A 13,121-nucleotide genomic window follows, 5' to 3' on the forward strand; every position below is an offset into this window, starting at 1 on the left:
TCAAGCCCGGCGGCAACGCCGAGTTCAAGGTGATCGAGGCCATCGCCGCGACCCCCGAGGGCGACCACGAGGAGATCCGCCGCCGGATCGAGGCCGAGCACGCCGCCGACGAGGAGAAGGTGAAGGCCGCCGGCGGCCTCTATGTCCTCGCGACCGAGCGGCACGAGAGTCGGCGCATCGACAACCAGCTCCGCGGCCGTTCGGGCCGCCAGGGCGACCCGGGCCGCTCCTCCTTCTTCCTGTCGCTCGAGGACGACCTCATGCGCATCTTCGGGTCCGACCGGCTCGACAAGATGCTGTCGACCCTCGGCATGAAGGAGGGTGAGGCCATCGTCCATCCCTGGGTGAACAAGTCGCTCGAGCGGGCGCAGGCGAAGGTCGAGGGACGCAACTTCGACATCCGCAAGCAGCTCCTGAAGTTCGACGACGTGATGAACGACCAGCGGAAGGTCATCTTCGCCCAGCGCCACGAGATCATGGGCGCCGAGGAGATCGCCGAGGTTGCGCGCGACATGCGCCACCAGGTGATCGAGGATCTCGTCGACACGCACATGCCGCCGCGCTCCTACGCCGACCAGTGGGACACCGAGGGGCTGCGCCAGGCGGTGCGCGAGACGCTCGGCCTCGATCTGCCCATCGAGGACTGGGCCGCCGAGGACGGCGTCGACCAGGAGGTCGTGCGCGAGCGGCTGGAGACCAAGGCCGACGAATACATGGCCTCGAAGGCCGCGCAGTTCGGCCCCGAGCAGATGCGCAACATCGAGAAGCAGGTGCTTCTCCAGACCATCGACCAGAAGTGGCGCGAGCATCTCCTGACGCTGGAGCACCTGCGCTCGGTCGTCGGCTTCCGCGGCTATGCCCAGCGCGATCCGCTGAACGAGTACAAGACCGAGTCCTTCCAGCTCTTCGAGCGGATGCTCGACGGCCTGCGCGCCGACGTGAGCTCGAAGCTGGCGCGCATCCAGCCGCTGACCGCCGAGCAGCAGGCCGAGATCATCCGCCAGCTCCAGGCCCAGCAGGCCGCGGCCCAGCGCGAGCTCGAGACGGCGGCGGCCGCCTCCGGCACCGGGCCCGCCGCGGCGGAGGCGCCGCAGCCGCTCGTCGCCGGGTTCGACGAGACCAACCCCGACACCTGGGGCAATCCCGGCCGGAACGACGCCTGCCCCTGCGGTTCGGGCAAGAAGTTCAAGCACTGCCACGGACGGCTCGCCTGAGCGGGAATTGATCGACCGGGGAGACAATCTCCCCGGTCTCTGTCCATTGCCTCCCAATTCCCGCCGCATTCCGAGCGCAGCCTGACCGCTCCGTTGCCGCACGCGGCACCTCCGCGTGCGATGGACGAGGGAGCGTGGACATGGCTTTGAAGCAATCGACGACGCGCGCGGTCGCGGTGATGGTCGTGGGCGGCAGCACGGCACTCTTCGCGGCGCAGGCGAACGTGCTGCCTGGCATCTACACCCCTCCGGCGGACGCCCTGGCGTTTCGCGCCACGGGGCCGGGGACCGCACCGCTCGCCATCCCACAGACCGCCATCGTTCCCGACGGCTTCGCCCGGATGCAATCCCACTTTCTGCCGCCGCGCTCGGGTTTCGCGGAGCCGCCGGGCCCCGTCACCTCGGCGGCGGAGGCGGAGTTCCCGACCGACGCGGTCCTGCACCCCGCGTCGCTGGTCCCGCCCGCGATCCCGGAGGCGCCCGACGCCGCGCCCGGGGTTCCGGCCAGCGGATCGCCCGAAGGGTTCAGTCCGCTCGGCCTTCCCTGCGGTCTCGACATCGCCGCCGAGGCCCTGCCGGGCGCGACCATCGCCCTCGACGTCAGCGCGCCCTGCCATCCCGACGCCGTCGTGACCGTCAGCCACGCAGGCCTGACCTTCACCGCCCGCACCGGTATCGTCGGCCTGCTCACTCTGGACCTGCCCGCGATGGAGCGCGCGGCGCGCGTCTCCGTCCTCCTCGAGGACGGGACCGAGCGGAGCCTGTCGCTCGACGTGCCAGACCTCGACGGGTTCGAGCGCGTCGCCCTCGCCTTCCCCGGCGTTCTGGGGATGGAGCTTCACGCCCTCGAGGATGGGGCCGCCTGGATGTCCGAGGGCCACGTTCACCGGAGCGCCCCGCGCGGGCCGGAGGCGGCGGAGACCGGCGCGGGTTTCCTGACGCTTCTGGGCGATGCCGACGCACCCCCGGCGCTCCTCGCGCAGGTCTATACCCGCCCGCTCTCGGGCGGGTCGGCCGCCATCTCGGTCGACGCGCCCATCACGAGCGCCACCTGCGCCGGCGAGGCGGATGCGCGCCTCCTGCGGAGCCTCGGCGGCCGCCTCGACGAGACGGAGATCCGCTTCACCTATCCGGGCTGCGAGGCCGTTGGCGACACTCTGGTGTTGCAAAATCTTGTGGGGGAGCCGAGACTCGCCGCCAATTGAGGCAAGCGTCGTCCCGTTCTCATGCTCCATCGCATCGGCGCGGCAGCGCGGGCCGCAGCCCTGATCCTCGTCGCCGTGACCGGCCCGGCTGCCTTCGCGCAGGACGTGGAACTGCGCTCCTTCGACGGCAGCGTGGAGCTCGAGGGCAACCTCCTCGCCTATGACGGGGCCTATTACCAGATCGAGACGATCTACGGCCCCCTGACCGTCTCGGCCGAGGGCGTCACCTGCGCCGGGCCGGGCTGCCCCGACCTCACCAGCTTCGTCGCCGAGGCGCGGATCGCCGGAGCCGCCACCGTGGCCGAGGGGCTGCTGCCGGACCTCATCGCCGCCTTCGCCGAGGCGCGCGGGATGGAGGCCGTCCGGGAGGATGTCGCGGGCGGCACCGTCCACACGCTGTTCCGCGAGGACGGCGAGGCCGCAGCGCGCTTCTTCGTCACGCCGGGCACGACCGACGAGGGGTTTCTCGCGCTCCTGAACGGCGAGGTCGACATGGCGCTCGCCCTGCGCGAGCCGGAGGAGGCGGAGCGTCTCGCCGCGCGCGACCAGGCGCCGGACGATCCGCCCCTGACCCGACGGGTGCGCGTGCTGGCCCTCGATGCGCTGGTGCCGGTGGTCTCGCCGCAGAACCCGGTGGCGGAGCTGTCGATGACCGATCTCGCGCGGCTCTTCTCCGGCGAGATCGAGAGCTGGACCGAGCTCGGCGGACCGGACGCGCCGGTGGCCCTGCACCTTCTCGCGCCGGGCCTCGGTCCCGCGCAGGACTTCGCGCTGCGCCTCCTCGAAGCCACGGACCGGCCGCTGGGCCCCGGCATCGTCCGCCACGACAGCGCGGCGGAGCTTGCGCGCGCGGTGGCGGGCGACGCCTTCGCCGTGGGGATCACCTCGCGCTCCTCCACGGGTCCGGCGCGCGCGCTGCCGCTGACCGGGGAATGCGACTTCTCCCAGTCGGCGACGGCGGACGCGGTGAAGTCCGAGGACTATCCGCTGACCGCGCCCGTCTACCTCTATCTCGCGCCCTACCGGCTGCCGCAGCTCGTCCGGCAGTTCCTCGCCTTCACCGAGACGGGCGAGGCCGAGCGCATCGTCCGGCAGGCGGGCTTCGTCGACCAGACGCTGACGCGGACGCCCCTGACGCTCCAGGGCGAGCGGCTGCGGAACGCCGTTCTGGCGGCGGGCGAGGACGTGACGCTCGAGGACCTCCAGGCGATGCTGCGCCGCCTCGGCGCGGCCGAACGGCTCTCGCCCACCTTCCGCTTCGAGGGCGGCGCGGCCGATCTCGACACCCAGTCGCGCGCCGCCGTCGGCCGCCTCGCCGCCGCGATCGAGCGCGGGGCCTTCGACGGGCGGACGCTGCTGTTCGTCGGCTTCTCGGACGGCGCGGGCTCGGCCATCGTGAACACGCGGCTCGCGGAACGCCGCGCGGACGCGGTGATGGAGGCCGTGCGCGCCGCCGCCGAGGGTGCCGGGGCGCGCGTTCAGCTGCGGACCGAGGCCTTCGGCGAGGCGCTGCCCATGGCCTGCGAGGACACCGACTGGGGCCGCGCGGTCAACCGCCGCGTCGAGGTCTGGGTCGAGTAGGCGGCCTAGAGATACCCCTCCGAACGAAAGCTCAGCTCCCGCGCCTTGCCGATCACGAGGTGGTCGTGGAGGACGAGACCCAACACCTCCGCCGCGTCGCGGATCGCGTAGGTCATGTCGATGTCCGACCGGCTGGGCGTGGGATCGCCGGACGGGTGATTGTGCACGAGGATCAGCGCCGAGGCGTTCAGCTCGAGCGCGCGCTTCACCACCTCGCGCGGGTAGACGGGAACGTGGTCCACCGTCCCCTCCGCCTGCGCCTCGTCGGCGATCAGGATGTTCTTCCGGTCGAGGTAGAGGACGCGGAACTGCTCGATGTCCCGGTGCGCCATGGCGGCCTGGCAATACTCCAGCAGCGCGTCCCAGGAGGACAGGACCGGCTTCTTCATGACGCGGGCGCGCGCCATGCGGTGCCCCACGGCCTGCATCAGCTTCAGCTCGAAGATCACCTGCTCGCCCACGCCCGCGACCTCGCGCAGCCGCGCGGGCGGGGCGGCGAGGACGTGGTTGATGTCGCCGAACCGTTTCAGCAGGTCCTTGGCGAGCGGCTTCGTGTCGCCGCGCCGGATCGCGCGGTAGAGGATCATCTCGAGGAGCTCGTAATCCGGCACGGCATCCGCGCCCCCCTCGGTGAAGCGCTGGCGCAGGCGGTCGCGGTGGGCGTGGCGGTGACCCTCCGCCCCCCTGGAGGGGCCGGCGGCGGGCCTCGGCGCGGCCTCCACCGGCTGTCCGGTGAAGCTCGCGGACATGTCGTCGAAGCGGAAGGTCGGCTGGTCGGGCATGGCCCGAGCCTCGCCCGAAATGGTTAACCCGCCGTTACTCCGCGCTTCGGTCCCAGGTCGGGTGGAAGCGCCCGGCCGGCGACAGCGTGAAGATCTCGCACCCCGTGGCGGTGACGCCCACGGAATGCTCGAACTGGGCCGAGAGGCTCTTGTCCCGCGTCACGGCGGTCCAGTCGTCGGCCAGCACCTTCGTCTCGGGACGGCCGAGATTCACCATGGGCTCGATGGTGAAGAACATGCCTTCCTCGAGGACCGGCCCCGTTCCGGGCCGCCCGTAGTGCAGCACGTTCGGCGGCGCATGGAAGACCTGCCCCAGCCCGTGGCCGCAGAAGTCGCGGACGACGGACATGCGGTTGCCCTCCACGAAGGTCTGGATGGCGTGGCCGATGTCGCCGAAGGTGGCGCCGGGCCGCACCGCCTCGATCCCCTTCATCAGCGCGTCATGCGTCACCTGAACCAGCCGGTCGGCCTTCCGCCCCATGGTGCCGGCGACGTACATCCGGCTCGTGTCGCCGTACCAGCCGTCGACGATCACGGTGACGTCGATGTTGAGGATGTCGCCGTCCTTGAGAACCTTGTTCCCGGGAATCCCGTGGCAGACGACGTGGTTCACCGAGATGCAGCTCGCGTGCGCATAGCCGCGATACCCGATCGTGGCAGAGGTCGCGCCCGCACCCTCGACCATGCGCTCGATCGCCTCGTCGATCTCGCCGGTGGTGACGCCCGGCGCGACCATGGGTCCGATACGGTCGAGAATGTCCGCAGCGACCCGCCCGGCGCGGTGCATGCCGGCGAAGTCCTCTCGGCTGTGGATGCGGATGCCGTCCTTCGTCAGGCGGCCCTTGAAGTCGTCCAAGACATGTCTCCGGGGGGCTTGGTCGCGCATAACCTAAGGACTTTCCGTGTCGATTTCCAGTAAGGCCGAACGCGCGGCCTGCGGCGCGGGATCGACCGGCAGCGGCCCGGCCAGCTCGATCCCCGAGACGGCGATCCGCGTGCCGTGGCACAGCATCTCGACGCCCGCCTCCCGCGCCCGGTCGAAGGCCGCCGCATAGCCCGGATCGAGATCGGGCGCGAGGCGGAAGCGGGCACAGTCGCTGCGCTGGCTCACGTAGAGCATCACGGCCCGCCCGCCACCCGCGACGATGGCACGAAGCTCCTCGAGGTGCTTGGCGCCCCGTGCCGTGACGCAGTCGGGAAACTCGGCCCAGTCGCCCGCGCGCCGGAGGTGGACGTTCTTGATCTCCACGTAGGCGTCGGGACGCCCCGGCGCCGAGAGGAGGAAGTCGATCCGGCTGTTCGTGCCGTAGCGCTGCTCGGGCCGGATGGTCGTGTATCCCGAAAGCGCCTCGATGCGGCCGGCGGCCAGCGCCTCGCCCACGATCCGGTTCGGCACGCCGGTGTCGATCCCGGCAAGGTGGCCCTCCGGCAGCTCGACGAGACGCCAGGCGTGCTTGAGCTTCTTGCGCGGGTCGTCGTTCGGCTCGAGCCAGATGCGCATGCCGGGCTCGGCGAGGCCCATCATGCTGCCGGGATTCGGGCAATGCGCGGTCACGACCGTGCCGCAGGACAGTTCGGCATCGGCCAGGAACCGCTTGTAGCGGCGGAGCAGCCTCGCGGGCACAAGCGGCGTTTGAAAGCGCATGGATCCGCGCCTATACCGGAGCGGACCGGAAGCCAAGGGACGGGGCCTTTCCCATGCAGAATCCGACTGCCGCCATGCTCGTGATCGGGGACGAGATCCTCTCGGGCCGGACGCGCGACGCCAACATGCACCATCTCGCCAAGGCGCTGACCGACCATGGCATCCGCCTGGCCGAGGTGCGGATCGTGCCGGACGAGCACGCGCGCATCGTCGAGGCGGCGCGCGCGTTGTCTGGCGCCTACGACCACGTCTTCACCTCGGGCGGCATCGGCCCCACCCATGACGACATCACGGCCGACGCCATCGCCGAGGCGCTGGGCGTTCCGCTCGGCATCCGCGAGGACGCGCGCGCGATCCTGCAGGCCCACTACGACCGGCAGGGGCAGGAGCTGAACGCCGCCCGCCTGCGCATGGCCCGCATCCCTGAGGGGGCGGCGCTCATCGACAACCCGGTGTCGGCGGCGCCCGGCTTCTCAGCCGGCAACGTGCATGTCATGGCGGGCGTCCCCTCGATCTTCGAGGCGATGCTCGCGGGCCTCCTGCCGCGGCTGACGGGCGGCGCGCCGGTCCTGTCGCAGTCGCTGCGCGTGGTGCGGGGAGAGGGCGACATCGCCTCCGCCCTCGGCGACCTCGCCGCCGCGAACCCGGAGGTCTCGATCGGCTCCTACCCGTTCTTCCGCGACGGGGTGCATGGCTCCAACATCGTGGTGCGGAGCCAGGACGGCACGGCCGTCGACCGCGTGATGGGAGAGCTTGTGCGCATGTTCCCGGAGGCCGGATGACCGGGATCGACCCGGTCCGGACCGCGCGCGCCATCGCCGCCACCTGGCCGCCGGAGGCGGTCCGCGATGTCGGCTCCTTCCGCGTGGCGCTGGGCGGTGGCGGCGGCAATCGCGTCACGGCCGCGCAGCTCATCGACACCGGCGGTGACGGCATCGGCGTCACCGCGGCCGAGGTCGCCGCCGTGGCCAAGGCCCAGCGCGCGGCGGGTCAGGCGGCGCTCTTCATGGTCTTCGGCTGGCAGGAGCCGCTCGCCACGCTGCTCGCCGATGCGGGCTATGCCCCGCGCGACGCCACGCTGATCCTCGCCGCCGGCGTCGCCGCCGTGGCCGAGGCGCCGCCGCCCGTCAGCTGCTTCGACATCTGGCCCCCTCTCGCGGTGCAGGAGGAGATCTGGGCCGAGGGCGGCATCGGCCCCGCGCGGCTCGCCGTCATGGCGCGGGCCGAGGGGCCGCGAACCTCGATCTTCGGGCGCATCGGAGACCGGCCCGCGGGCACCGCCTTCGTCGCGCTCGACGGGGGGGTCGCGATGCTCCACGCGCTCGAGGTCACGCCCCGGGCGCGGCGGCAGGGTCTCGCGCGCACCATGGTCCGCGCTGCGGCCCATTGGGCCGCGGGACAGGGCGCGACGACCTTCTCCGCGCTCGTCACCCGGAACAACGCCCCGGCGCTCGGGCTTTACGCTTCTCTGGGAATGGAAGCTGTGGGACAGTATCATTATCGCGCGCAATGAAACCGGCCGGAGGGGCATGAGGGGACGCATCCGCGCCATTGCCGCCCTCGCGGCCTTCGCGGCGCTTGCGCCGGGCGGCGCCCCGGCGCTGGAGATCGCCCTGCCGCCGGGCGGCGAGGCCGTCGAGACGCAGCCCCCCACCGCCGGCCGGCACGAGATCGCCACCGGCCCCTGGACGGGCGACACCGTGCCCACCATCCCGGCCTCGGGCCTCGTGCGCCGGACGACGTGGCAGGTGCCCGCCGAGGGCGAGGCGAGCGTCGCGACCGTCGCCGAGGCGCTCGAGACACAGCTCCGCGCGCAGGGTTACGAGATCGTCCTCTCCTGCCGGGACCGCGCTTGCGGCGGCTTCGATTTCCGCCACGCGCTCGACATGGGGCAGAGCCCGGAGATGCATGTCGACATCGGCAACTACCGCTACGTCTCGGCCACGCGCGGGGAGGGGGAGGCCGTCGCGCTGACCGTGTCGCAGGGCGGGACGACGCTCTATGTCAACGCGGCGCAGGTGGGCGGCGAGACCGCGCCGCAGGCGATCCCCGAGGCCGAACCGACCGAACCCGCCCCGGTGCAGGCCGCGCCGGCGATGACCGGCTCGCTGACCGAACGCCTGCTCGCGGAGGGTCACGTCCCCCTCGACGATCTCGGCTTCGGCACCGGAGCCTCCGGTCTCGACGGCGGCAGCTACGCCTCGCTCGACGAGCTCGCGCGCTTCCTCGCCGGGAACGCGGCGCGGCGCGTCGTGCTGGTGGGGCACACCGATACCGAAGGCGGGCTCGAGGCCAACATGGCGGTCAGCGAGGCGCGCGCCGTCTCGGTGCGGCGGTATCTCGTGGAGACGCTCGGCGTCGATGCGAGGCAGGTGCAGGCCGCGGGGATCGGCTATCTCGCGCCGCGCGCCACGAACCGGACCCCCGATGGCAGGGATGCCAACCGGAGGGTCGAGGTCGTGCTGCTTCAGTCCGAGTGACCGCCTACCAGTCGGCGGGGCCCTTGTCGCGGAACTGGTCCACGAGGAAGTCGATGAAGGCGCGGACCTTGGGCTGGATGAACCGGCCGGGCGGATAGACCGCGTAGATGCCGAGAACTTCCAGCGGAAGGTCGGGGATCGCGTCCTCGAGCAGGCCCTCGCGCATCGGCTCGGCATAGAGGAAGCTCGGCAGGTAGGCGATGCCCAGCCCGCCGATGGCCGCGTTCAGCAGCGACTGGCCATCGTTCACCGTCAGCCATCCGCCCGTCCGGACCTGGCGCTGCTCGCCCGAGGGGGCGGTGATCTTCCACACGTTGGTGGAGGAGCTGTTCGAGTAGTGCAGGAGCTTGTGATCGTTCAGATCGTCGATCCGCTTCGGCCGCCCGTAGGTCTGGAAATAGGCCGGCGAGGCGATCATGCGCTTCTGCGTCTCGCAGATCTTGCGCGCGCGGAGGCTCGAATCCTCCAGCTCGCCCACGCGGATCGCCATGTCGAAGCCTTCCGAGATCAACTCCACGTAGCGGTTGTTGAGTTCCATGTTCACCGTGATGTCCGGGTACTGGTGGAGGAACCGGCCGAGAATCGGCGAGACGTGGTTGACACCGAAATCGGTGGCGATGGCGACACGCAGCGTGCCGGAAGGGGCTGATTGCATTGCGGTCACCAGGGCATCGGCCTCGCCCGCGTCGTTCAGGACGCGACGGGCGCGGTCATAATAGGCAAGCCCGATCTCGGTCGGGCTGACACGGCGGGTGGTCCGGTTCAGAAGGCGTGCACCGAGCCGGGCCTCGAGGCTGGAAACGTGCTTGGACACGGCGGACTTGGAAATACCGAGCTTCTTTGCCGCGTCGGTGAAGCCGCCCTGGTCGACGACCGTGGCGAAGGCTTCCATTTCAGTCAAACGATCCATCGATGTACCTTCGTGATGCAAATCAGCCCGTCGCGGACGTTCGCTTTCAATTGGGGCGCCATTGGGGTCGGCGGTTGTTCAAAGCCGGGAATTTGCGCGGATCGTTCGTGGCGCAGCAACAGCCCTAACAACGCCGGAATGGGCTTGCGGGTTGCACCGCACAGGCTACCCTCGGGTGGATCGGGGTCTCTGGAGGGCCGGAAAATGGACCATTTGAAGGCACGCGCCGAACTGGCGGCGGCGTTCCGCTGGACCGCGCGCGAGAACATGCACGAGGGCGTCGCGAACCACTTCTCCTTCGCGGTGAACGACGAAGGCACGCGGTTCCTCATCAACCCGAGGAAGCACTTCAGCCGCATCCGCGCCGGCGACCTCTGGGTGGTGGATGCCGACGATCCCGACAGCGCGCAGGGCGAGGACGCGCCGGACCCGACCGCCTGGGGCCTGCACGCCAGCCTGCATCGCCATGTGCCGCACGCGCGGTGCGCGATGCACGTCCACTCGACCTATGCGACCGTCCTCGCCAGCCTCGCGGACAGCCGCCTGCCGCCGATCGACCAGTCCTCGGCGATGTTCTTCAACCGGCAGGTGGTGGACGAGAACTACGGCGGCCTCGCGCTGGAGGAGGAGGGGACGCGCTGCGCCCGGCTGTTCCAGGACCCATCGGTGCGCACCATGATCATGGGCAACCACGGCGTCCTGTTCATCGGCGAGACCATCGCCGAGACCTTCATGCGCATGTACTACTTCGAGCGTGCTGCACGGACCTACATCCTCGCGCTCCAGACCGGGCGCCCCCTGCGCGAGCTGTCGCCCGACGTGGCCGAGCTGACCGCCCGACAGCAGGAGGGCGACGCCCAGGCCGAGGCGGATTTCCTCCGCGGGATGCGCGAGGTGCTCGACGTGGAGGAGGCGGACTACGCCGCCTGAGCGCCCGTCCGGCGCATCACGATCAGCCGGTACTCGTGCTCGCGGGCGAACTTCTCCGACCGTCCCGTCCGGCGCCCGAGCTTGTCGAGCGTGCGCCCGAACGCCTTCTCCAGCGCCCAGGCCCGCCAGGGGTAGTCCTGCCTGAGCTGCGCGCGGAAGCGTTGCACGAAGGGGGCGACCTTCTCGTTCTTGAGGTATTCGTGGATCACGAAGGTGGGCGTTATGGCGTCCGTCATGTCGTCGTCCGACAGCACCTCGAACGCGCCCTGCCGCGCGACCTCGGCGAGGAAGGCGGCGTGCGTGCCCCGCGTGCCGTCGCGATGCTCCCGCCCCGGGCGGCGGAAGTAGTCGAAGATCACGACGCCCTTCTCCGCGTAGCGCGCCGACTGGCGGAGCGCGGCCGCGAGGTCGATGTAGTGGAAGCTCTCGGCGAAGAGGCAGAGGTCGTAGCGATCCTCCGTCTCGAAGCGCTCGAAATAGGCGTCGGTGACGGGCGTGCCCGGAGGCAGCTTGGCGCGCGCCATCTCGTTCATCTGCGCCGAGGGCGAGACGCAGGCGACCGCGAACCCCCGTTCGATCAGCGCGCGCGCATTCGCCCCGGTGCCCGAGCCCACGTCGAGGATGCGCGCGACGCCGCCGGGCACGGTGCCGATCGCCTCCGCGAGCTTCTCCAGATACGCCTGCTGCGCCGCGCCCACGGCCTGCGCCGACAGCACCTCCGGCACGCCGTCGGGAAAATAGCCGTAATGCGCGTAGCCATGCCCGAACATCACCTCGGACATGAGCGCGGTCGCGTCGAGTTCCACGGACTTCAGCTTCATGGAAAGCCCAATAGACGAGGGCCGCGACAGCGCCAAGCGTCCTTCGCGCATCGACAGACTTGACCGGCCGGTCGGCTTTGCAACAAGCTCCGCCGCGAGGGAGGGCCGCCATGACGCCAGAGGAACGCGCGCGCCGCTCGGCCGAGGCCATGTGGGCCGGGGACCGGGCGTCGAAATGGGTCGGGATGCGGCTCGACACGGTGGGGCCGGGTTTCGCCCGCATGTCGCTCGATGTGCGGGACGAGCACCTGAACGGCCATGGCATCTGCCACGGCGGCGTGATCTTCGCGCTCGCCGATTCGGCCTTCGCCTTTGCCTGCAACTCGCACAACCGCGTGGCGGTCGCGCAGCACAACACGATCAGCTACCTCAGCCCGGGCCGCGGCGGCGAGACCCTGACCGCCGAGGCGCGCGAGGTGTCCCTGACCGGCCGCTCGGGCCTCACGGACGTGACCGTGACGGGCGGCGACGGGCGCGTGGTGGCGTTGTTCCGGGGCGCCTCGCGGCAGATCGCGGGCAGTCATTTCGCCGAGGACGGGGAGGCGACCGATGCGTGACCTGACGCCGCGCAAGACCGATCTCGACCCGATCGAGATCGCCAGCCGCGACGAGATCGCCGCGCTCCAGCTCGACCGCCTGCGCTGGTCGCTGCGGCACGCCTACGAGAACGTGGCCCACTACCGCCGCGCCTTCGACGGCCGGGGCGTCCACCCCGACGACCTGCGGCAGCTGTCGGACCTCGCGAAGTTCCCCTTCACCGTGAAGCAGGACCTGCGCGACAACTACCCGTTCGGGATGTTCGCCGTCCCGCGCGAACGGATCGCGCGCGTCCATGCCTCCTCCGGCACCACGGGGCGGCCCACGGTTGTCGGCTACACCGCCCGCGACATCGACACCTGGGCCACGGTCGTCGCCCGCTCGATGCGCGCGGCCGGCACGCGGCCCGGCGACGTGGTCCACGTGGCCTACGGCTACGGCCTCTTCACCGGCGGGCTCGGCGCGCATTACGGCGCGGAGAAGCTCGGCTGCACGGTCGTTCCCGTCTCGGGCGGCATGACGTCCCGGCAGGTGCAGCTGATCGAGGATTTCGGCGCCTCGACGATCATGGTGACGCCCTCCTACGCGCTGTCGATCCTCGACGAATACCGCGAGCAGGGCCGCGACCCGCGCGAAAGCCCTCTCACGGTCGGCATCTTCGGGGCCGAGCCCTGGACCAACGCCATGCGGCTCGAGATCGAGCAGGCCTTCGACATGCACGCGGTCGACATCTACGGCCTCTCCGAGGTCATGGGGCCCGGCGTCGCCAACGAGTGCGTCGAGACGAAGGACGGCCTCCACATCTGGGAGGATCACTTCTACCCCGAAGTGATCGACCCCGCGACCGGCGAAGTCCTGCCCGACGGCGAGATGGGCGAACTGGTCTTCACCTCGCTGACGAAGGAGGCCTTCCCGATCATCCGCTACCGCACCCGCGACCTCACCCGCCTCTTGCCCGGCACGGCGCGGTCGATGCGGCGGATGGAGAAGGTGACGGGCCGCTCGGACGACATGAT

14 protein-coding genes are annotated in these 13,121 nt (G+C 70.8%); 9 read left to right on the forward strand and 5 right to left on the reverse strand.

Translation table 11 applies throughout. From position 1 onward, the window contains the following. The 3 genes from ACTS11_RS10560 to ACTS11_RS10570 all read left to right on the forward strand — a co-directional run. A partial coding sequence (locus tag ACTS11_RS10560; protein ID WP_442640272.1) for a preprotein translocase subunit SecA occupies positions 1 to 1,214 on the forward strand: 1,214 nt, incomplete at its 5' end. 140 nt (positions 1,215 to 1,354) lie between these two features. Further along, complete coding sequence (locus ACTS11_RS10565) at positions 1,355 to 2,419, forward strand: hypothetical protein (protein WP_442640273.1); 1,065 nt, start codon at positions 1,355 to 1,357, stop codon at positions 2,417 to 2,419. 21 nt (positions 2,420 to 2,440) lie between these two features. Continuing rightward, complete coding sequence (locus ACTS11_RS10570; RefSeq protein WP_442640274.1) at positions 2,441 to 4,000, forward strand: phosphate ABC transporter substrate-binding/OmpA family protein; 1,560 nt, start codon at positions 2,441 to 2,443, stop codon at positions 3,998 to 4,000. Between the two features lie 5 nt (positions 4,001 to 4,005). Here ACTS11_RS10570 and radC read toward each other — a convergent pair whose 3' ends face one another. From radC to sfsA, 3 genes are read right to left on the reverse strand one after another with little or no spacing between them, the layout of a single operon-like run. After that, entirely contained in the window at positions 4,006 to 4,782 is a 777-nt protein-coding gene (gene radC, locus ACTS11_RS10575; protein ID WP_442640275.1) for a RadC family protein, read from the reverse strand. 34 nt (positions 4,783 to 4,816) lie between these two features. Continuing rightward, on the reverse strand, positions 4,817 to 5,668 hold the full coding sequence (gene map / locus ACTS11_RS10580) for a type I methionyl aminopeptidase (RefSeq protein ID WP_442640276.1): 852 nt from the start codon (positions 5,666 to 5,668) through the stop codon (positions 4,817 to 4,819). A 3-nt stretch (positions 5,669 to 5,671) separates the two neighbouring features. Continuing rightward, complete coding sequence (gene sfsA / locus ACTS11_RS10585; protein ID WP_442640277.1) at positions 5,672 to 6,427, reverse strand: DNA/RNA nuclease SfsA; 756 nt, start codon at positions 6,425 to 6,427, stop codon at positions 5,672 to 5,674. A gap of 53 nt (positions 6,428 to 6,480) precedes the next feature. On the opposite strand from sfsA, the gene ACTS11_RS10590 reads away from it, so the two are divergent. Genes ACTS11_RS10590 through ACTS11_RS10600 form a run of 3 tightly spaced genes read left to right on the forward strand, consistent with a single transcriptional unit; the run spans position 6,481 to position 8,907 of the window. After that, positions 6,481 to 7,209, forward strand: a complete 729-nt coding sequence (locus ACTS11_RS10590; RefSeq protein WP_442640278.1) for a competence/damage-inducible protein A — start codon at positions 6,481 to 6,483, stop codon at positions 7,207 to 7,209. Then, positions 7,206 to 7,940 (forward strand): GNAT family N-acetyltransferase, encoded by a 735-nt coding sequence (locus ACTS11_RS10595; protein ID WP_442640279.1) that lies wholly within the window; start codon positions 7,206 to 7,208, stop codon positions 7,938 to 7,940. Before ACTS11_RS10590 ends, ACTS11_RS10595 begins: the two co-directional genes overlap by 4 nt. A gap of 16 nt (positions 7,941 to 7,956) precedes the next feature. Then, the gene (locus ACTS11_RS10600; RefSeq protein ID WP_442640280.1) at positions 7,957 to 8,907 is read left to right on the forward strand and encodes an OmpA family protein; all 951 of its coding nucleotides are present in this window, start codon (positions 7,957 to 7,959) and stop codon (positions 8,905 to 8,907) included. Between the two features lie 4 nt (positions 8,908 to 8,911). Here ACTS11_RS10600 and ACTS11_RS10605 read toward each other — a convergent pair whose 3' ends face one another. Further along, a complete protein-coding gene (locus tag ACTS11_RS10605; protein ID WP_442640281.1) occupies positions 8,912 to 9,817 on the reverse strand; it encodes a LysR family transcriptional regulator in 906 nt (301 codons plus the stop codon). Positions 9,818 to 10,021: 204 nt separating this feature from the next. Here ACTS11_RS10605 and ACTS11_RS10610 point away from each other — a divergent pair, with 204 nt between their 5' ends. Beyond that, positions 10,022 to 10,747 (forward strand): class II aldolase and adducin N-terminal domain-containing protein, encoded by a 726-nt coding sequence (locus ACTS11_RS10610; protein ID WP_442640282.1) that lies wholly within the window; start codon positions 10,022 to 10,024, stop codon positions 10,745 to 10,747. On the opposite strand, the gene ACTS11_RS10615 is transcribed toward ACTS11_RS10610, so the two are convergent. Then, on the reverse strand, positions 10,735 to 11,568 hold the full coding sequence (locus tag ACTS11_RS10615; RefSeq protein ID WP_442640283.1) for a class I SAM-dependent methyltransferase: 834 nt from the start codon (positions 11,566 to 11,568) through the stop codon (positions 10,735 to 10,737). The two genes, ACTS11_RS10610 and ACTS11_RS10615, sit on opposite strands and share 13 nt — an antisense overlap. 110 nt (positions 11,569 to 11,678) lie before the next feature. On the opposite strand from ACTS11_RS10615, the gene paaI reads away from it, so the two are divergent. Further along, a complete protein-coding gene (gene paaI / locus ACTS11_RS10620; RefSeq protein WP_442640284.1) occupies positions 11,679 to 12,125 on the forward strand; it encodes a hydroxyphenylacetyl-CoA thioesterase PaaI in 447 nt (148 codons plus the stop codon). Beyond that, a partial coding sequence (locus tag ACTS11_RS10625; RefSeq protein ID WP_442640285.1) for an AMP-binding protein occupies positions 12,118 to 13,121 on the forward strand: 1,004 nt, incomplete at its 3' end. The genes paaI and ACTS11_RS10625, both read left to right, overlap by 8 nt.

It is taken from the genome of Roseicyclus sp. (genome assembly GCF_052168335.1).
In the GTDB taxonomy this organism is placed as follows: domain Bacteria; phylum Pseudomonadota; class Alphaproteobacteria; order Rhodobacterales; family Rhodobacteraceae; genus Roseibacterium.